This is a genomic window from Maricaulis sp. ABE4_448 (assembly GCF_056160825.1).
Genome location: NZ_JBSWXX010000001.1, coordinates 1,290,007 through 1,307,935, shown reverse-complemented (window position 1 = coordinate 1,307,935; position 17,929 = coordinate 1,290,007). Strand labels below are relative to the sequence as shown.

18 protein-coding genes are annotated in these 17,929 nt (G+C 64.4%); 4 read left to right on the top strand and 14 right to left on the bottom strand.

What is annotated here, in order from left to right; translation table 11 throughout:
• The first annotated feature begins 47 nt into the window (after nucleotides 1–47).
• Nucleotides 48–572, top strand: coding sequence for a DUF4339 domain-containing protein (locus ACXAJV_RS06410; RefSeq protein ID WP_475083233.1), 525 nt, complete (start codon nucleotides 48–50; stop codon nucleotides 570–572).
• Between the two features lie 25 nt (nucleotides 573–597).
• On the opposite strand, the gene ACXAJV_RS06405 is transcribed toward ACXAJV_RS06410, so the two are convergent.
• Entirely contained in the window at nucleotides 598–1,128 is a 531-nt protein-coding gene (locus ACXAJV_RS06405) for a gamma carbonic anhydrase family protein (protein ID WP_475083231.1), read from the bottom strand.
• A gap of 288 nt (nucleotides 1,129–1,416) precedes the next feature.
• Here ACXAJV_RS06405 and ACXAJV_RS06400 point away from each other — a divergent pair, with 288 nt between their 5' ends.
• Together ACXAJV_RS06400 and ACXAJV_RS06395 are read left to right on the top strand one after the other, a co-directional pair.
• Nucleotides 1,417–2,181, top strand: coding sequence for a PhoH family protein (locus tag ACXAJV_RS06400; RefSeq protein ID WP_475083228.1), 765 nt, complete (start codon nucleotides 1,417–1,419; stop codon nucleotides 2,179–2,181).
• Nucleotides 2,182–2,308: 127 nt separating this feature from the next.
• Entirely contained in the window at nucleotides 2,309–2,977 is a 669-nt protein-coding gene (locus ACXAJV_RS06395; protein ID WP_475083225.1) for a 3'-5' exonuclease, read from the top strand.
• On the opposite strand, the gene ACXAJV_RS06390 is transcribed toward ACXAJV_RS06395, so the two are convergent.
• The 8 genes from ACXAJV_RS06390 to ACXAJV_RS06355 all read right to left on the bottom strand — a co-directional run bounded on the left by ACXAJV_RS06390 (nucleotide 2,974) and on the right by ACXAJV_RS06355 (nucleotide 10,497).
• On the bottom strand, nucleotides 2,974–3,426 hold the full coding sequence (locus ACXAJV_RS06390; RefSeq protein ID WP_475083223.1) for a response regulator: 453 nt from the start codon (nucleotides 3,424–3,426) through the stop codon (nucleotides 2,974–2,976). The genes ACXAJV_RS06395 and ACXAJV_RS06390 overlap by 4 nt on opposite strands.
• Entirely contained in the window at nucleotides 3,423–5,867 is a 2,445-nt protein-coding gene (locus tag ACXAJV_RS06385) for a sensor histidine kinase (protein ID WP_475083221.1), read from the bottom strand. The genes ACXAJV_RS06390 and ACXAJV_RS06385 overlap by 4 nt, the downstream gene beginning before the upstream one ends.
• A 199-nt stretch (nucleotides 5,868–6,066) precedes the next feature.
• Entirely contained in the window at nucleotides 6,067–6,564 is a 498-nt protein-coding gene (locus ACXAJV_RS06380) for a hypothetical protein (RefSeq protein WP_475083218.1), read from the bottom strand.
• A complete protein-coding gene (locus ACXAJV_RS06375) occupies nucleotides 6,564–8,123 on the bottom strand; it encodes an ABC transporter permease/substrate-binding protein (protein ID WP_475083215.1) in 1,560 nt (519 codons plus the stop codon). Before ACXAJV_RS06375 ends, ACXAJV_RS06380 begins: the two co-directional genes overlap by 1 nt.
• The gene (locus ACXAJV_RS06370; protein WP_475083212.1) at nucleotides 8,120–8,899 is read right to left on the bottom strand and encodes an ATP-binding cassette domain-containing protein; all 780 of its coding nucleotides are present in this window, start codon (nucleotides 8,897–8,899) and stop codon (nucleotides 8,120–8,122) included. The genes ACXAJV_RS06375 and ACXAJV_RS06370 overlap by 4 nt, the downstream gene beginning before the upstream one ends.
• Complete coding sequence (locus ACXAJV_RS06365) at nucleotides 8,896–9,120, bottom strand: DUF3126 family protein (RefSeq protein WP_475083210.1); 225 nt, start codon at nucleotides 9,118–9,120, stop codon at nucleotides 8,896–8,898. The genes ACXAJV_RS06370 and ACXAJV_RS06365 overlap by 4 nt, the downstream gene beginning before the upstream one ends.
• A gap of 103 nt (nucleotides 9,121–9,223) precedes the next feature.
• Entirely contained in the window at nucleotides 9,224–9,715 is a 492-nt protein-coding gene (locus ACXAJV_RS06360; protein WP_475083207.1) for a lysozyme inhibitor LprI family protein, read from the bottom strand.
• A 77-nt stretch (nucleotides 9,716–9,792) separates the two neighbouring features.
• Nucleotides 9,793–10,497 (bottom strand): flavodoxin family protein, encoded by a 705-nt coding sequence (locus ACXAJV_RS06355; protein ID WP_475083204.1) that lies wholly within the window; start codon nucleotides 10,495–10,497, stop codon nucleotides 9,793–9,795.
• A gap of 168 nt (nucleotides 10,498–10,665) precedes the next feature.
• On the opposite strand from ACXAJV_RS06355, the gene ACXAJV_RS06350 reads away from it, so the two are divergent.
• Nucleotides 10,666–11,052 carry a hypothetical protein gene (locus ACXAJV_RS06350; RefSeq protein WP_475083201.1) on the top strand — a complete coding sequence of 129 codons (387 nt, stop codon included), beginning with the start codon at nucleotides 10,666–10,668 and terminating at the stop codon, nucleotides 11,050–11,052.
• A 13-nt stretch (nucleotides 11,053–11,065) separates the two neighbouring features.
• Here ACXAJV_RS06350 and ACXAJV_RS06345 read toward each other — a convergent pair whose 3' ends face one another.
• The 5 genes from ACXAJV_RS06345 to mgtE form a co-directional block, all read right to left on the bottom strand.
• Complete coding sequence (locus ACXAJV_RS06345) at nucleotides 11,066–12,328, bottom strand: serine hydrolase domain-containing protein (protein WP_475083198.1); 1,263 nt, start codon at nucleotides 12,326–12,328, stop codon at nucleotides 11,066–11,068.
• A 32-nt stretch (nucleotides 12,329–12,360) separates the two neighbouring features.
• Nucleotides 12,361–13,533, bottom strand: coding sequence for an isovaleryl-CoA dehydrogenase (locus tag ACXAJV_RS06340; protein WP_475083195.1), 1,173 nt, complete (start codon nucleotides 13,531–13,533; stop codon nucleotides 12,361–12,363).
• Between the two features lie 72 nt (nucleotides 13,534–13,605).
• The gene (locus tag ACXAJV_RS06335; protein ID WP_475083192.1) at nucleotides 13,606–15,432 is read right to left on the bottom strand and encodes a lysozyme; all 1,827 of its coding nucleotides are present in this window, start codon (nucleotides 15,430–15,432) and stop codon (nucleotides 13,606–13,608) included.
• Between the two features lie 62 nt (nucleotides 15,433–15,494).
• Nucleotides 15,495–16,457, bottom strand: coding sequence for a Kelch repeat-containing protein (locus ACXAJV_RS06330; RefSeq protein ID WP_475083190.1), 963 nt, complete (start codon nucleotides 16,455–16,457; stop codon nucleotides 15,495–15,497).
• 49 nt (nucleotides 16,458–16,506) lie between these two features.
• Nucleotides 16,507–17,895 carry a magnesium transporter gene (gene mgtE, locus ACXAJV_RS06325; RefSeq protein ID WP_475083187.1) on the bottom strand — a complete coding sequence of 463 codons (1,389 nt, stop codon included), beginning with the start codon at nucleotides 17,893–17,895 and terminating at the stop codon, nucleotides 16,507–16,509.
• Nucleotides 17,896–17,929: the final 34 nt, after the last annotated feature.

The window sequence follows — 17,929 nt, the reverse complement described above, 5'->3', positions numbered from 1 at the left end:
CCGTATTGGATGGGTAGACGGTAGTAGTTTGGGTGCGAGAAAGTCCAATGCCTCGCGATGACGGAATCACCATGTCCTGGTTTGTGAAAGTCGAAGGCCGTGTCTACGGCCCGTATACGCCGCAACAGATGCGCGCCTTCGTTGCCGAAGGCCGGATCGCGGCCCATTCGCAGATCTCGCCCGACCGGGACGGTATCTGGGCGCAAGCCAGTGATATCGAGGAATTCCGTGACTGGCTTGAGGATCTGGGACAGCGCAAGCAACCCGAAAAGCGGGTTACGGCGGGCGCCCGCCCGGCCAATTTCGTGGTGATCGCAGAGATCCACTCCGAAGGGACCGCCGAATTCGCCCACGCACTCGCGGCCTATGGCGATCTCGAAACAATCACCAGCGGTGTCTGGCTGCTGCGCGGCCCGACCACCTCGGCTGTCCTGCGCAATGAGCTCAGTCACATTCTGGGACGTGACGACAAGCTGCTGGTTATCGACGCCTCGCACGATCGTGCGGCCTGGTTCAATCTGGGGCGTGAAGCCGACCAGAATATCCGCGAGCTGTGGAGCCGCGCGCACTAGGCTGCGCGGCCCGCCCTGACCGGCCTCAGTCTATCCGGCGCAGCTGCGACGCATGGCGTTTCCAGTTTTCGACATAGTGATCCGCTGACGCTTTCAGCATCACCGCGGCATCCTCGTCGAGTGTCCGGATGACCCGGGCCGGCGCGCCGACCACGAGCGAATTGTCCGGGATTTCCTTGCCTTCCGTGATCAGCGTGTGTGCGCCGATGATACAGTTGCGGCCGATCTTCGCGCCATTGAGCACCGTCGCGCCGATTCCGATCAGCGAATAATCGCCGACCGTACAGCCGTGCAGCATGGCGCGGTGACCGACGGTGATCCCCTTGCCCAGCGTCAGCGGCACGCCATAGTCGGCGTGAAGCACCGAAAGGTCCTGCACATTGGTGTCTTCGCCGATGATGATGGCCTCGACATCGCCCCGCACCACGGCGCCATACCAGACACTGGCATTGCGGCGGAGTTCGACCTGCCCCATCACCTGCGCGTCGGGCGCGACCCAGTATTCCCCCTCGTCCGGCGTCTGCGGAACCGAATCGCCCAATGCATAGACTGCCATTCCCGTCTTCCTCTTTATTTGCGTGAAATTTTCGCGACGTGGTCGTTCAGATGTTCTTCACCGGGTTACACTCAGACTGCAAGCGCGATTCGAGACGGATTTCTCGCTTCGCTTTCGGCAACGCAAGGAGGCACCGGGTAGCCGGCATGACCGCTCCTCGTCCCAGCCCGCCAGGTACCGGTCGGTTTTCCGCCGATCCCGTCGTCTTCCCTGCATTGTTTTCTGTGCCCCGTTTCTTCACCCCTCGCCGCCCGGCCGAGGGGTTTTTCATGTGTGGAGGTCCCCGTCATGGGTAAGCGTAACGTCAAACGCCGCCAGCGTGCAGGTGAATTCAATACCGCCCACTATCATACCGAAGAGGACAAGGTGCGTGCCCTCTTCCCGGGTACCAGCTGGACCCCGGACGACAAGGAACCGATGCGCGACCAGCGCTTCACCAAGAATGTCAAACCACGCTCGGACGGCCAGGCCAAACTGATGTCGTCGATCGACACCCATAATCTCGTCCTGGCGCTCGGCCCGGCCGGCACCGGCAAGACCTTCCTCGCCGTTGCCAAGGGTGTGGAAGCCCTCGAATCGGGATCGGTGAGCCGGATCGTGCTGTCGAGGCCCGCCGTCGAAGCCGGCGAATCGATCGGCTTCCTGCCCGGCGCCATGGAAGAAAAGCTCGCCCCCTATCTGCGCCCGCTCTACGACGCGCTGGCCGACCGGCTGAGCCCGAAGAAGCTGAAGGCAATGATGGCGGAAGGCCTGATCGAGATCGCGCCGATCGGCTATATGCGCGGCCGCACGCTGAACAATGCCTTTGTGGTGGTCGACGAGGCGCAGAACTGCACCTACGGCCAGCTGAAAATGCTGCTCACCCGCCTGGGCTGGAACTCCACGATGGTTGTCACCGGCGACCCCGCCCAGTCGGATCTGCTGCCGGAAATGTCGGGCCTGGCGCAGATTGCCGACAAGATGGATCCGCTGGAGGACATCGCCGTCTGCCGGCTGGAGGCGAAGGACATCGTCCGCCACCCGCTGGTCGCCACCATGCTGACCGTGCTCTGACACACAAGACAGCGCTTACCGGAAACGGCGCGATGTGCTCCGCATCGCGCCGTTTTTCATCGGCGGTCATGGCTTTGTCGCGGCAGCCCGTTAATGTCGGCTCAGATCGAACAATGGGACAAAAGTCATGATCCGCAGCCTGATTGCCGCCTTCCTCCTCGCCACCGCGCCGGGCCTGGCCCAGGGCGAGTTTCCGCCGCAGGAGAATCGCGAGGCCTGGGGGCTGGCCATTGTCGATGTCGAGACCACCGGGCTGGAAGCCGGACATCACGAGATGATCGATCTCGGCGCGATCTATACCGATCTTGACGGCAATGAGCTGGGTCGCTTCTTCATCCGGATCAATCCGGACCACCCCGAATTGGCAACAGAATTCGTGCGAGGCATCAACGGGTTCGATGAAGAGCGCTGGCGCGAACTCGAAGCGCTGGACGAGGCTGAAGCGGTTGAACGCTTCCTGGCTTTCCACGCCGAAGCAGCGGGCGAACGCACCATGCTGTTCACCGCCTACAACGCCTATTTCGACCGCAATTTCCTCGACGCCCTGCTGCAGCAGCACGGGTCGAGCTTCCGCGATCACTTCACCTACTTCCTGCTCGACCTGCCCTCGCTGGCCTGGGGCGCAGGTATCCAGGACTTGATGAATGCCGACGTGGCCGGCGCGCTCGGTCTGGAAGCCGAGACCAGCGATCCGCTCGAACACACCGGGCTGAGCGGTGCGGAATGGAATCTGGCTCTCTACCGGGCACTGCAGGCCCGGATCGCGGAACAGGCGGGGCGCGAGGGTCAGGATTAACCGCTGACGCTCGGCCGCGGCAGGATCACGCTGGCGAACCAGAAGTCGCGAATCGCCTCGACGATGTCGACCAGGTTCGAGAATTCGGACGGTTTGGACACATAGCCGCTGGCGTGACGCCGATAGCTTTCCAGCACGTCGCGTTCGGCCTTGGAACTGGTCAGCATGACCACGGGAATCACCGACAGCGTGTCATCCGCCTTCACGGTTTCCAGGATCTGGATACCGTTCAGCTTGGGCAGGTTGAGGTCCAGCAGGATAAGGTCCGGCACCGGACAATCGGTGTACTCGCCCCGCCGGTAGAGGAAATCGAGTGCCTTCTCGCCGTCATTGACGACATGGATCGTGCTGTCGAAGGCACTGTCCTCGAACGCCATGCGGGTCAGATAGACATCGTCTTCATTGTCCTCGACCAGAAGGATGTCGGCGAGTTTGGCGAGCCTTGTCATGCATTCTCTCCTTCGGCCATGGAATCATCCGGGGCGGCCATCTGACCCGCGGCGGCGGCACTCGTATCCTGGGGTGCCTCCGGCCAGTAGACGTAGAACCTGCTGCCCTCGCCCGGTTCGGATTCGGCCCAGATCCGGCCCCCGGCATTGCTGACGATCTTGCGGCAGATCGCGAGCCCCATTCCGGTGCCCGAATACTTTGACGCCGGGTGAAGCCGTTTGAATGGCTCGAATATCTGCTCGCAATACTCCGCACGCATGCCGATCCCCTTGTCTGACAGGGTGAACAGCCAGCCCTGTTCATAGGGTGCGGCGGAGACCTGGATCTTCGGCGCTTCACCGTCCTTGGCGTATTTGATCGAATTGGCGATCAGATTCTGGAACACCCTGGAAAACCGGGTGGGATTCGTCCGCAGTTTCGCCGGCAGATGCACCGTTTCCAGACTTGCTTGGGTGTTTTCAAAATCTTCGGCAAGATTCTGCCGGGCCAGTTCGATCATGTCGACGGGGATGAAGGTCTCGATCTGGCCGAGATCGTCGCTCGCGCGCGAGAAGGAGATCAGATCGTCGAGCAGGGCCTGCATGCGCTGCGCCGAACCGGCACAGATCTCCACTGCCTTGCGGGCGTTTTCGTCCAGCTGATCGACATGTTTGCGCAGCAGCATCTGCGAAAAATTGCCGATCATACGCAAGGGCTCTCGCAGATCGTGCGAGGCGGCGAAATTGAAGCGTTCCAGCTCGGAATTGGTCTGTTCAAGTCGGGCAATGAAAGCTTCGCGTTCAGCCTCACCCGCCTTGCGCGCCGACAGGTCGCGCGCCGTGGCGATGAAGATCCGGTCCTCGCCCGCCTTGTATTCGGTTACCGCCAGTTCGATGGGAATCGCGTGTCCGTCTCGGTGCACGCCGTGGACTTCACGCACCTCGCCAACAATGTTGCTGTCGCCGGTCTCGATATAATGCTTGATATAATAGTCATGTTTGCGGCGGTGTTCGGTGGGCGTGAGGATGCGGATATTGCTGCCCACCAGCTCATCCGGACGGTATCCGAAAACACGCTCGCAGGCCGGATTCGCTTCCTCGATGATACCCTGGGCATTTGTCGTGAGCACAGCATCGACCGCGCTCTGCGTGACCGCGCGCAAGCGGCGTTCGGAACGGTTGCGGGCCTCCTCGGCCGCGCGCTCTTCGGTGATATCCTCGATGGAGCCAGCCATGCGCACAGGCTCACCGGTCTCGTCCAGCAGAACTTGCCCCGTCGCATGGCACCAGACGAAGTGCCCGCTTTCATGCCGTATCCGGAAGGTCGGCGCATAGGGCTCGCCCGCTTCAAAGTGCGCCTCGATGGCCTTGCTCACCGCGGCCCGATCATCCGGATGTACCCGGTCGAAGAAAAAGTCGACTCCCTCGACCTCGTAATCCGGAGGCAAGCCCAGCATGCGCATCGCATTGGGCGACCAGCCGAGCGTATTGTCGCGTATGCCCCAGTCCCAGACGCCCACCGCCATGCCGCGCACGACCAGATTGTAACGCTGCTCACTCGTCCGGCGGACCGCATCAGCATCCGCCAGCCGCACAGCCTGGCGCCGCGCGAGCTGGGCCATGAAGGCGAGCAATGCGCCCAGCAGCGTCAGGCCGATACCAGAGATCCAGACACCCAGTCCGGTGCGCGGGTGCATCCGCCGGGCAAAGGACGAGGTCGGCGCGGTGTGAAGGAACCAGCCGACATCATAGCTGGTCGCTATCGGGGCGGACGAACCATAGGGCGTCCCATGGTCGACGGCCCGGCCCGAGCCGGCAAGACGCGGCCCGTCAGTCGAAGCCGTCAACGTTACATCGAAATCCTCGTCATAAACCGGCCGGCTGGCCCTCAACATGGCGGCGATATCAAACAGGGCGACCAGAACCCGGACCCCGCCGGTCCCGTCGGCAAACGGGTAGTAGGCCATCATGCCGTCGGAGCCGTCTTCGAATCGGACGACGGTGCCAGCATGCAGTCTCCCAAGCGTGTCGGATTGCGACATGTCGTTGCGACCAGGCCCGCCCGGCACACCGATCAGTCCGGCCATGACCGGCCCGCCTTCCGGCTCGACCCATTGCACGCCGGATTCGTCAGCAACATAGAGCGCGCGCAGCCATGGCTTGTCACTGAGATAGGCGCCAGCATCAGCGCGCCATTCCGATTCGGGCATCGCCCCGCCACGGACCGCCAGCCGAGCCGCCATACGTTCGACCGCATGCCCGTCCTGTTGCACACGCAGGGACAGGATGCGGGCGGTGGTGTTCGCTTCCGCCTGACTGAACCGTTCCAGTGCCTGCTGGCGGACACCCTGCGACCGGCTGGCCATGACGGCCGTGACCGCAATCCCAACCACAACGACAACCAGCATCGGCAGGACGAGCCCGAGCCGTGTGCGAGCGTCAAAGAGTGCTGCCGGGTCCATAAACGGTCCTTCTGTCAGTTGCAGCGAGCACGTCCGTGTCCCGTCGGACAAGACGCTCCGAAGAACCCTCCGGCTGGCGGCCTGTTCTTCCGTCCGGCATCCCGCTGGTTTCACTTCAAGACCTTACACCCCTTGGCGGGTCATGCAATCCACCCACAAGACCAGGTTGTTGAAATGCAAGGCACCAACGGGGATCGACTCAATGCAGCGTCACGGGCTGCCTGCGGTATCGCACCAGGATGCGCAGCGTCAGCGGATGCTCCTTGTCAGGGTCGAGACGTAGACGGATCATTTCCGCCCGGGCGCGTTCCCGCCGGCGGCGCGCCCGCAGATACTGGATCGCCACGAAGCCGGCGATCGCCAGGTAGGCGACATAATTGGCCACGCCATACCAGTCGGGTAGGAACAGCCAGACGCCCAAGGCCGCGACGATGGCGAAGATGACGTCAACCGGCCAGCCTTCGGACGCCGTGAAAAAGGCGAGAACCGGGAAAATGCCGCGATCGATATCGCCTTCCGGGTCGACCTGGGCGAGCAGGTCCTCGAACTCGGCCGACTGGCGTGCATAGACCTGGTTGAGCAGAGTATCCTCATCGACCGGATCTGCATGAGCCGGCCGGTCGCGATTGAGAATCATGCAGGCACGCATCAGCCATTCGGCATCCTGAAGACGGCCATGGGCGTAAAATCCGCTCATCACTGCTCCGCGATTCGTTCATCCAGCCAGGCCGCAGCCCCGGCGGGCGTGTCCCCGTCCAGATCGACCCGCCGATTGGCCTCACGCATGGCCCCATCGTCAATGGCGCCGACCAACGGCCCCAGCACCGCAACAAGCCCGGCGCGTTGGGCCGCCTGCGGCGACACCAGGATCACGGCATCATAGGGCGGCAGGACGCCGCGCGGATCGTCGAGCACCGTGAGGTCAAACGCAGCGATTCGCCCGTCCGTCGTGTAGGCGGTGATCACATCAACCTGCCCGTCGCGGGCGGCCGAATAGAGGAAGGTATTGTCCATCGAGCGCGTGCGGGCCGCGCCCAGACCGTAGACATCGCGCGTCATGGTCCATTCGGAGCGGGCAAAGACCTCCGGATCGCCGCCCACAGTCAGCTCTCCGGCAATGACAGACAGATCGTCAAGACTGTCCACGTCCCGGCTTTCGGCAAATTCGCGGCTGACAGCAAAACCATAGGCATTCTCGAAGCCCAGCCGCCCCAGGGTGAGAATCCCGTGCTCGGCCCACAGCCAGGCCGACATCTCGGTGAACATGCGATATCGGCCGGCGGGTTCGGACCGGTTCATCACCGTCGCCCAGATCGTGCCGGTATAGTCGATATAGACATCGATCTCGCCGCTGCGCAGGGCATCGAACGCGATGGTCGAACCGAGATTGTCGCGGCGGACCACCCGGGCCCCGGCCTCTTCCAGCCGACGCTGCATCAGGGCGCCGAGAATATACTGCTCTGTGAAGGCCTTGGAGCCGATCGTCACGGTCTGGCCGGCAATACCCTGGACGGCGCCGGGCGTTTCGCCGGCAGCGACAAGCCCGGCTGGCCCCGGCGTCATCAAACGTGGCGCGATGGACGCCGCAACCAGTACCGCAAGAAGCGCGCCCACCCCGATGGCCAGGCCCCGCCGGCGGTCGCGCGCGGCAATCTCCAGCAGGCGAATCGCCTGATCGAGCACGATGGCGAGCCCGGCAGCGAATACACAGCCGAACAGGACCGACAGCCAGTTGCGTGTCTGCAAGCCGGCGAAGATGTAATTGCCCAGGCTGGTCGCCCCAACGGGTGTTGCCAGGGTCGCGGCGCCCACCACCCAGACCGTCGCCGTGCGCAGTCCGGCCACAATGACCGGCAGGGCCAGCGGCAGTTCGATCTGCCACAGGCGCTGGCGATCGGTCAGCCCGATACCGCGCGCAGCTTCGCGGATCTGCGGTTCGATTCCCTGCAGGCCGACAATCGTGTTGCGCAGGATCGGCAGCACCGAATAGAGCACCAGCGCGATGAAGGCTGGCAGAAACCCGATCCGCCCGCCCAGCAACGGCACCATCAGCGCCAGCAGCGCCAGACCGGGAATCGTCTGTATCACACTGGCCGCATTAAGCGTTGCAGCCGCCAGGCGCGGCCGCTGTGCGGCCTGGATGCCGAGCGGAATGCTGAACACAATCCCCGCCAGCAAGGCACACATCGACAGCACGACATGGGCCGAGAGGTATTGCGGCAGTTCGGCCAGGCGTTCGGCGAAATTGGCGTTCATGCCCCCAGCTCCCGGATCGCCCGCATCTGGCGGCGCGGAGTTTCCAGCAGGCCGGAGACATAATCGCTGGCGGGATTGGCGAGGAGGTCGGACGGCGTGCCATGCTGAACGATCTCGCCATCCGCCATCACCGCGATCCGGTCAGCCATGATCAAAGCCTCGGCCATATCATGTGTGACCATGACGGCGCTGAAACCCAGCTCGGCCTGAAGGCTGCGAAACTCCTGCTGCAGGGTGTCGCGCGTGATCGGGTCGAGGGCGCTGAAAGGCTCGTCCATCAGCAAAAGATCGGGGCGCCCCGCAAGGGCCCGCGCGAACCCGACCCGCTGCCGCTGGCCGCCGGACAGTTCAGCGGGATAGCGGTCTGCGTACTCGATGATCGGCAGCCGAACCAGGTCCAGCATTTCAACGACGCGGTCGCCGATATCGTCTGCCGTCCAGCCGAGCAGGCGGGGAATGATGGCGACGTTCTCGCGCACGGTAAGATGAGGGAACAGGCCATCGCCCTGCATCACCCAGCCGATCTCGCGGCGCAGCGCGACCGGGTCGCGGCCGGCAATATCCTCGCCCTCGTAAAAAATCGAACCGCCCGAAGCATCCTCCAGGCGGTTGATCATTTTCAGCACAGTGGTCTTGCCGCAGCCGGATTCACCCGCCAGGGCCAGCAATTCGCCGCGCGCGACCTGAAGCGAGACGCCCCGCACGGCCTCGACACCACCGGAATAGGTCTTGGTGACCGCCCTGATATCGAGTACGGGGTGCGCCGGATTGTTCAAAGATCTTCCAGATCGATGTCCAGGATGGTGATCTCGAAGGAATAGGACGTTTCGCCCTCGTCGATAATTTTCGAGACGACGCCCAGGCACTCGTCACCGATATGGATTTCAGCGCACTCATCGGGACGGTTGCGGCACTGGACGACCAGCTCCGGGTTGAGTTTGGCCTGCAGGAACATCTGCAGCTTGGCCGCTTCAAGCGGGGTCATGTTCTTGTTCAAGGGAATTTCTCCGGTCGGGATTCGAAGTTGGCGCCAACTAACCCCACAATGGGGGGCTACGTCCAGTCAGCGGGTGCTGGCGAAGGTGTAGAGGCAGCCGCCCCTAGAATGGGGGATAGTGCTCTGACCAGTCACGCAGCACGATGGCGCGTTCGGCGGTCTCGGTCAGAAGGCAGTTCGTCTGCTCCAGGGCAGCGTGACTGCCGCCTTCAAAAATCGATGCCAGGAACACACAATCAGCGTCCCTTTTTGCAATCCAGGCACGCTGAGCATCGCGCAAGGCCCTGCCCTGCTCACCCTCATGAGCTGTACTCAGCGCGACATAGGCTTCATTGAGCACGGCATCCCAAGCGTCCAGTTCCCGCGACGCACACGACATCATGCCGGCATTCGTTTCGCCGCTTTCACCTAGCCGGATACACGCCCCGGTGAAATCGCCGATACACGAGCGTGACGTCCCGTCCCGCCTCCCAAGGCACATTGCGACCGTATCCGACGCACTCAATTGCGGCATTGCGCCAGCAGACGCCGGAGCAGGCTTATCGCCCTGTGCGGCCAGTAGCATCGCTGCAGCGAAAATCGACGTCAGCACCATGGGAAAACCTCCTGATCGGCGACAACCTAGCAGGTATGCCGCGCCACCGCACCGGTCGCGGACTTTCTGACAAGGCCTCAGCGATATTCCGGATTGGGATGATCGAAACGGGCGCCGTCTTCCCAGGCCTTGCGGGAATTGCCCTCGGCCGGCAGGCCGCCGCCCCGCTTCAACATCGCTGCGACATGCATCAGGTTCCAGCTCATGAAGGTGGTGTTGCGCTGGGTAAACTCATTGTGCGGGCCGTTCGAGTCCGCGTCGAGATAGGAGGGTCCGGGTCCCGCCTCCCCGATCCAGCCCGCATCGGCCTGGGGCGGAATGGTGTAGCCGACATGCTGGAGCGCATAGAGCACGCTCATCGCGACATGCTTGATGCCGTCCTCATTGCCGGTGACGATGCAACCGCCGGCCTTGCCGTAAAACCCGTACTGGCCCTTTTCATTCATATCGCCGGACTGGGCGTAGAGCCGCTCGATCAGCAGGCGCGCTATCGAGCTTTCCTCACCCAGCCAGATCGGCGTGCCGACGACGAGGATGTCCGCCGCCTTCACATGCGCCCAGATCTGCGGCCAGACATCCGTGTCCCAGCCATGCTCGGTCATGTCCGGATAGACGCCGTGGGCGACATCATGATCGACAAGCCGGATCATCTCGGTCGCCACACCCTGCTTGTCCATGATCGCCTGCGACACCTTCATCAGGCCCTCGGTGTTGGAAACATCGGGCGATTTCTTCAGCGTGCAGTTGATGAAGACAGCCTTGAGGTCGGAATAATCGGTCACGGGTTCTCTCCTTGTGCGGGGGCGGGGCAGGACAAGGCTAGCAGAGCGCGGCGGGTGCCGGGATGACGATTGCGTGCATGCCCCGTCATGCCCCGTCCGGATCGTTTTGCGCGGCTGGCCGTTGCATGGGGGAAGACATCTCCCCCACACACTCCCAAGGAGAACGCCATGCGCCCCCAAAACGATCCCCAGGCCCGTCAGGATACCGACCAGCAGCACGGCTATGGCGAAGCGCAACAGCGCGATCTGCCGCTTGACCAGGAGGACGCCACGCCGGAACGCCCCCTGGGCGAGGTCGGCGAGCCGGACCGCGAGGATCACGGCTTCCTGCGCAATGATGGCGAAGTACGCCCGGCGGGCTCGCCGGACCGGCATCTCGACCGGGTCGCCAATCCGGTCACCGATCCCGACGATCCGCGCCATCCGGAAATGCCGGACATGGCCGGTGACGATATCGGCCCGAAAACGCCGGAACCGGTCCACCGTCTGAAGGCGGACGGCCACTTGCTGCAGGATGCCTATTCCGCCAACAAGCCGGAAGAGCCGAAGGACTGAGGCGGCTGCCGCCCTACTCCGTTTCGGGATCCGGTTCGACCGGTGTTGCGGGATCGAAAATCCGCACCAGGTCGGCCCAGGGGCGTGACCAGTCCGAGAACGGCCAGACAAGGCTGTTGATGGTCATCGAGATCGCCATGTCCTTCCCGGGGATCACCACCAGCCAGGACATCGCGCCTTTCGACACGCCCCCGTGGTGGACATAAACGAGCGTCTCGCCGGCGCCGCGAATGCCTTCGTTGCGGCGCCATCCGAGCGCATAGCCCTGCTCGTTGACCGACCCGTCGGCAAGGGTCTGCGGCGTCCAGAAGACCTCCCGCGTCTGCGGTGAGATAAACGCCGGGTCGAGCCACGCGGCGCCCAGCCGGGCCAGGTCTTCGGGCCGGCCCATGAAGCCGCCGCCGGCCAGTTTCGAACTCAGATCCACCGGGCGCCAGCGTTGAATCCGGCCGTCTTCGGCGTGGTAGAATTCCGCTCGCCCGAGCGCCTCCGCATCGGGGAGCGGTGTGGCGATGCCCAGCGGCTCGCGCACCCACCTCGCCACAAGCTCGGGATAGGGCGCGCCGCCGGCGGCCTGCAGGACCGCGGCGAGCAGCTGGATGTCGTAGGAGGAATAGTGGAAATCCGTGCCGGGCTCGAACAGCAGGGCGGCGCCGTCAAACAGGTCGAGCGTATCGGCCGTGTCGGCGTAGTGGCGTTGCAGGCGCATGCTTTCCCACAGCCCGCCCAGATCCCGGTTCTCCTCGTAACCGACAATACCGGCCGTGTGCGAGGCGAGCTGGCGCAGGGTGAGGTCAGCCCAGTCCTCGTTCGGCAGGTCGTCGAGATAGGCGGAGACCGGCGCGTCCGGATCGACCAGGCCGGCATCGGTCATGCGCGCGAACAGGGTCGCCGTCACCGCCTTGGAGGTGGATCCGATGCGAAACAGCGTGTCCGGTGTCGCGGGAGTGCCCACCTCAAGATCGGCGTGGCCGGCCGCACCGGACCAGACCGTCTCGCCGCCGACCGCCACGGCAGCGGAGATCGCGGGCACGCCGATCTGCGCCAGATGCGCTTCGAGCAGGGCCTGCGCCTCGGCGGCGCGGGTCTCCTGGCCCGGCGCCACAATACCCGGGGTATAGGGACGCGCCTCCGGCAGCGCCACGATCGGGCTGCCCCGCAGGGCGGGCACGCCTTCCGAGAGATAACCGCGCTGCAGCCAGACCAGGCTGGCAAGCCCGCCCAGCAGCACCAGAGCCCCGAGCGCGAGCCCGCCGCGCCAGCCGATACGCATCATTTCGCCCCCTCGCACCGGTCCGAAAAGCCGATCTACGCCGTCTCGCCAAACAGCTCCCGGCCGATCAGCCAGCGGCGGATCTCGGACGTGCCGGCGCCGATCTCGTAGAGTTTGGCATCGCGCAGCAGGCGGCCCGTGGGATATTCGTTGATATAGCCATTGCCGCCGAGCAGCTGGATCGCGTCGAGCGCCATCTGGGTGGCGTTCTCGGCGGCGTAGAGAATGGCGCCGGCGGCGTCCTTGCGCGTCGTCTGGCCGCGATCGCAGGCCTGGGCGACGGCATAGACATAGGCGCGCGTGGCATTCATCCGCACATACATGTCGGCCAGCTTGCCCTGGACCAGCTGGAATTCACCGATCGAACGGCCGAACTGCTTGCGCTCGCGGATATAGGGCATCACCACATCCATGCAGGCCTGCATGATGCCGACCGGGCCGGAGGACAGCACGGCGCGCTCATAGTCGAGACCCGACATCAGCACTTCCACGCCGCCATTGAGCGGACCCATGACATTCTCTTCGGGAACCTCGCAGTCCTCGAACACCAGTTCACCGGTCTCCGAGCCGCGCATGCCCAGCTTGTCGAGCTTCTGGGCGACGGAGAAGCCCTTCATGCCCTTCTCGATGATGAAGGCAGAAATCCCCCGCGAACCGGCCTCCGCATCGGTCTTGGCATAGACGATCAGCGTATCGGCGGTCGGCGCATTGGTGATCCACATCTTCGAGCCGTTGAGGACGTAGCGATCGCCCTTTTTCTCGGCCTTCAGGCGCATCGACACCACGTCGGACCCCGCGCCGGGCTCGGACATGGCGAGCGAGCCGACATGATCGCCGGACATCAGCTTGGGCAGGTATTTCGCCTTCTGTTCGGCATTGCCCCAGCGGCGCAGCTGGTTGACGCAGAGATTGGAGTGGGCGCCATAGCTCAGCCCCACGGAGGCCGAGGCACGGGAAATCTCTTCCATCGCGACGACGTGTTCCAGATAGCCCAGGCCGGACCCGCCCTCCTCTTCCTCGACGGTAATGCCGAGCAGGCCGAGATCGCCCATCTTCTTCCACAGATCGTGCGGGAAGATGTCGGTCTCGTCGATCTCGGCCGCACGCGGCGCGATCTCGTCGGAAGCGAAGGAACGGACGGTGTCGCGGATCATGTCCGCGGTATCGCCCAGGTGGAAATCAAGCGTAGGGTATTGGTTCGAAATCATGCTGCGCGATGTATCACGCGGGCGGGACCGGTCAAGATACCGGCGTGAAACCCGCGAAAAGCTTTGCCTGACTTAAGCGGTGGAGCGCCGATTTTTTTTCAATCGCACCAGCCATACCGACCCAAGCGACCACGCAGCAGCCAGCATGAGGAAAACGCCTGCAATCAGCGCCCAGGCATCGCCGGTCAGACTGCGCTCCGACCACATCCGGCCCCAGTCGCCCCACGTCATCACCGCACCGAAGGCGGTCACCACGGCGCCGGCTGCCAGCGAGGCGATATAACCCCAGCTGCCATCCTCGGATTTGCCAACCGGCTTTTCCTCGGCCTCGGGCGGCAGATCGGCGGCCAGATCGCGCGGCGAAAAACTGTCCTCATCGGAATCGCGGGTCAGCGGATCGTCGCCATCCAGCAGAGCGTCGTGCGCGTTTTCCTCATCCGCTTCGGCTTCCTCGACGCGCTCGGCCTCAACCTCGCCGACAGCACCATGGCTTTCAGCTGGCACATTCGACGCATGCGGCGGCGGCGTGTCCAGACCGGCAACGGCAACGGCCCGTTCTACGATCTCCGTGACGGCAACTTCCGGCGCATCTTCGGGCGCGGTCGAAGCGGGCATCTCGTTTTCGACGACGGACGCCACTGCTTCCGCAGGCGTCTCGATCACGTCCGGCGCAGATTCTTGCTGTGGTGCAGGCGCCGGCACCACGACATCGCCTTCTGTCGGATTCGGCCGGAATCGCGCCGTCATTACCGATGTGAAGGCATAGCCCAGTTCGACCTGCAGCGGCAGCTGCGGAACCGGCGCCGGCTGTTCGGCGGCGGGCTCGGCCGGCGCCGGCGCTGCCTGAACAGCTTCGTCAGCTTCGGTGAACTCAAGGCCCGGCATGGCGGTCAGGGCAAAGCCGAGCGCCGTATCGGCCGGCAGGACGAAGGCTGGCGCGACCGCCTCAGGCTCACTGCCCGCGGCTTCAGCCAACTCCTCGCTCATGCGGGCAGCGACGAGCGCCTCGGACGTGTTCGCTAACTCGGGCGTGTCCGTTGAAGTGCCCGCGTCAACGGCCGGCTCTTCGGCAACAGGCTCGACAGCCGTGTCCCCGGCGGCTTCAATCTGGTCTTCGACCGGTTCTTCGACCGGCGCGTCTTCTACTTCCAGCGCCTCATAGGCGGCCTCGACCGGCGCGTCGCTCATATCCGAGACAGCCGTTTCCACCGTAGCCATGTCGTGATCGTCGGCCAGCGCCTCACGCTCTTCCAGCGGCATGGCTTCGACCGTGGCGAGAATGCGGGCAATCTCCGCTTCGGCTTCGGCACGGCTGGAGATGCGGCGGTCGGGCATGGGCGGAGGCGGCGGCGGTGCATAATCCTCGACCGGTTCGTCCCGGCCGCCGGCAATGGCGCCTTCCAGCACACGCTCCTCGCGGGGATGCTCGACCTTGATCACCAGTTCGACGGCCGGACGCTCGGCTCGCGCCGGTACCATCGCATCCAGGAAAGCCCGGCTTTCCGCCTCGCGGCGCGCACTGGTGCCATCACCATGCGCTGCCAGCGCCTCGGCCGCGGCATCCAGACGCCCCTCATAGAGATAGCGGGCAACATCGGAATTGCGGAAAGCGTCACGGCCAATATCGTGAATGAAGGAAACCAGCGCGTCGCGCTGTCCGCGCGCCAGCGGGATATCCGCGATCTCGTCGATCGCCGTCTCGGCCTGCATCACGTCGTAGATCAGCAGCAGCGACGCCTCTTCCTCCGAGACCTTGATACCGCCGCGTGCCGCGGCCCTGTGGCCATAGCCCACGACCCAGCGGCCGTCCGCCCCGCGGATCGCCGTCTCACGGAATGGTTCGAACCGCTTGATCAGCTCACGCGCGGCCGGAGAGGATTTCAACTGCGGTTTCGTCATGTTCCGTTTCGAGACATTGCCCTGGCCCTGTCCACTCCCCCTGCAAGCGGGGCGCCGCACGGCTATTCCTGCGGCCCGCGGAAGACGTCCGTCGTGCCGATGGCGGTGAAGGGCGCGAAGAATCCGCCGCCGGAACCGCCACCAACCAGAAAGATGTCGCCGTCCAGCAAAGCGGCGTCAGCGCCGGTTCGCGGCGACGGCATGGCCGCTTCCTCGCGCCAGCCAGCCTCACCCGGCGCCCAGGAAAGATGATCCTGCAGCGTGGCGCCGCCGTCTGCTGCGCGGCCGCCAAAGACGTGGATCCGGCCGGCCCGGACAACCGCCGCCAGCCCCGACCGGCCACCCGGCAGCGCCGGGCCGGTCGTCCATTCACCGCTTTGCGGGTCGAATACATCGTGCCGGTCGACAGCGCCCTGTGCTGTCGCCCCCCCCAGCACATGTGCGCGGCCATCGATCACGACAGCCGCGGCGCCCCGGCGGGTGACCCCGTCCGGGGCCTCGAGGGTCGACCATTCGCTGGCCTCGGGATCGAACGTGAAAACAGAGGCATCATCGCGCAAGCCGCCTATGGCATAGAGCTGCCCCTCGATGGCAACCAGCGAGAAATCCGCCTTCGGTGCCGGCATGGCGGCTTCGCTCTGCCAGATATTGCCCTCGGCCGAGAAAGACCACATGCGCGCGCTGGGACCGACCACCGCTGTTTCGTCGGCGGCATACCCCCCAGCGGCGTAAATGCGCTCGCCGGTCGCGGCCATGCCGAAATGCTCGAGCCCGCGCGGCAGCGGCGTTTCCGGGAACCAGCGCTCATAGCCTGGATCATAGCTTTCAAACTCGTCGCGCGGCGAAGTCAGGCCCGAACCGCCAGCCGCGAATATCCGGCCGTCATGCACCACAACGGCAAGGCCCGCACGCGGCGCGTCCAGCCGTGCCGTCTCTTCCCAATGCCCGCCATCAGCAGCGCTCTGGGCCAGAACAGCCGGACCGGATGCCAGAAGCACCGCTACAAGACTTGTCAAAACACGCACGCTGTCACCATTCGTCAGCCGGGCCCTTTACCGGGACACCCTAATATCATCACAACAGGACCAGCGTCGCCAGTCCCAGAAAGGCCAGGAAGCCGATCACATCGGTCACGGTCGTCACAAAGACCGACGAGGCCACGGCCGGATCCGCGCCCGCGCGCACAAGGCCCAAAGGCACCAGGATGCCGGACAGGCCGGCGCAGGCGAGGTTCAGCACCATGGCGATGGCAATCACACTCGCCAAGGCTACATCCTGGAACCACAGGATGGTCACGGCGCCCATCACGACCGCGAAGATCACGCCATTGACCGTTCCGGTCGCCAGTTCGCGCCAGATCACCCGCATGGCGTTGGCGGCGGTCAGGTCACGCTCGGCGATCGAGCGCACCGCAACCGCCAGCGACTGCGTGCCTGCATTGCCGCCCATCGAAGCCACGATCGGCATCAGCACGGCCAGAGCAACGACCTGTGAGATCGCGCCCTCGAACAGGGCGATCACACCGGAGGCCAGCACAGCCGTGGCCAGATTGACCAGCAGCCAGGGCGCCCGCGATCGTACGGACCGCACGACGGTATCCGCCAGGCCCGCCTCGTTCACGCCGGCCAGGGCCAGAAGGTCTTCCTTGTTCTCGTCCTGGATGACGTGGACGATATCGTCCAGCGTCAGCATACCCGTCAGCCGTCCGGCACTGTCGACGACCGGCGCGGAGACCAGGTGGTATTTCTGGAAGAGATAGGCGACCTCCTCCTGGTCGGTCTCCGGATCGACGAGGATGCGTGGCGGCTCCATCAGATCCGACAACGCCACATCGCGCCGCGCACTCAGGAGGCGGCAGACCGGGATCTCGCCCACCGGTCGGAAGCCGGAATCGATAACGAAGAGATCGTGGAACTTGTCCGGCAAATCGTCCGACGCCCGCATATGATCGAGCGCGTGCCCCACGGTCCAGAATTCCGGCGCCGCGACAAACTCGCGCTGCATGAGACGGCCGGCTGTCTCATCCTCGAAAGCCAGGCTCTGCTCGACGGCCTCGCGGTCAAACTCGGAGATCTCCGCGAGGACGGCCGCACGTGTCTCTTCATCGAGTTCTTCGACGACCTCGGTGGCATCATCCGAATCGAGCTCCTGGATCGCCGCCGCCAGATGCGACGGGTCCAGATAGGCCATGACGACTTCACGCGTATCCGGCTCGATCTCGGCCAGCACTTCACCGGTGAAGACATCAGGCGCGAGCGTCGCAACGCCCTCCTGCTGCCCAGCGGTCAGCTGCTCGAGGACGTCAGCGATGTCGGCAGCGTGCAGCGGCGCCAGCATGCGCCGGATCGCGTCACCATCGCCATCGGCGATGGCCTGCCGGAGATTGCCGACAAATTCCGGATCAATATCCGCCCGGGCCGGCGAATCGACAAGGAGGTCGTCTTCGAACGCGGCTTCGCCCATATGCTCCTCCTTATCGTATCGCCATGGCGTCTAC

Excerpts from the sequence above, each read along its gene's own strand:
- ACXAJV_RS06390 (WP_475083223.1), bottom strand. The coding sequence starts at position 3,426 with ATGACAAGGCTCGCCAAACTCGCCGACATCCTTCTGGTCGAGGACAAT.
- ACXAJV_RS06405 (WP_475083231.1), bottom strand. The coding sequence starts at position 1,128 with ATGGCAGTCTATGCATTGGGCGATTCGGTTCCGCAGACGCCGGACGAG.
- ACXAJV_RS06400 (WP_475083228.1), top strand. The coding sequence starts at position 1,417 with ATGGGTAAGCGTAACGTCAAACGCCGCCAGCGTGCAGGTGAATTCAAT.
- ACXAJV_RS06380 (WP_475083218.1), bottom strand. The coding sequence starts at position 6,564 with ATGAGCGGATTTTACGCCCATGGCCGTCTTCAGGATGCCGAATGGCTG.
- ACXAJV_RS06375 (WP_475083215.1), bottom strand. The coding sequence starts at position 8,123 with ATGAACGCCAATTTCGCCGAACGCCTGGCCGAACTGCCGCAATACCTC.
- mgtE (WP_475083187.1), bottom strand. The coding sequence starts at position 17,895 with ATGGGCGAAGCCGCGTTCGAAGACGACCTCCTTGTCGATTCGCCGGCC.
- ACXAJV_RS06395 (WP_475083225.1), top strand. The coding sequence starts at position 2,309 with ATGATCCGCAGCCTGATTGCCGCCTTCCTCCTCGCCACCGCGCCGGGC.
- ACXAJV_RS06345 (WP_475083198.1), bottom strand. The coding sequence starts at position 12,328 with ATGATGCGTATCGGCTGGCGCGGCGGGCTCGCGCTCGGGGCTCTGGTG.
- ACXAJV_RS06335 (WP_475083192.1), bottom strand. The coding sequence starts at position 15,432 with ATGACGAAACCGCAGTTGAAATCCTCTCCGGCCGCGCGTGAGCTGATC.
- ACXAJV_RS06350 (WP_475083201.1), top strand. The coding sequence starts at position 10,666 with ATGCGCCCCCAAAACGATCCCCAGGCCCGTCAGGATACCGACCAGCAG.
- ACXAJV_RS06360 (WP_475083207.1), bottom strand. The coding sequence starts at position 9,715 with ATGGTGCTGACGTCGATTTTCGCTGCAGCGATGCTACTGGCCGCACAG.
- ACXAJV_RS06410 (WP_475083233.1), top strand. The coding sequence starts at position 48 with ATGCCTCGCGATGACGGAATCACCATGTCCTGGTTTGTGAAAGTCGAA.
- ACXAJV_RS06340 (WP_475083195.1), bottom strand. The coding sequence starts at position 13,533 with ATGATTTCGAACCAATACCCTACGCTTGATTTCCACCTGGGCGATACC.
- ACXAJV_RS06385 (WP_475083221.1), bottom strand. The coding sequence starts at position 5,867 with ATGGACCCGGCAGCACTCTTTGACGCTCGCACACGGCTCGGGCTCGTC.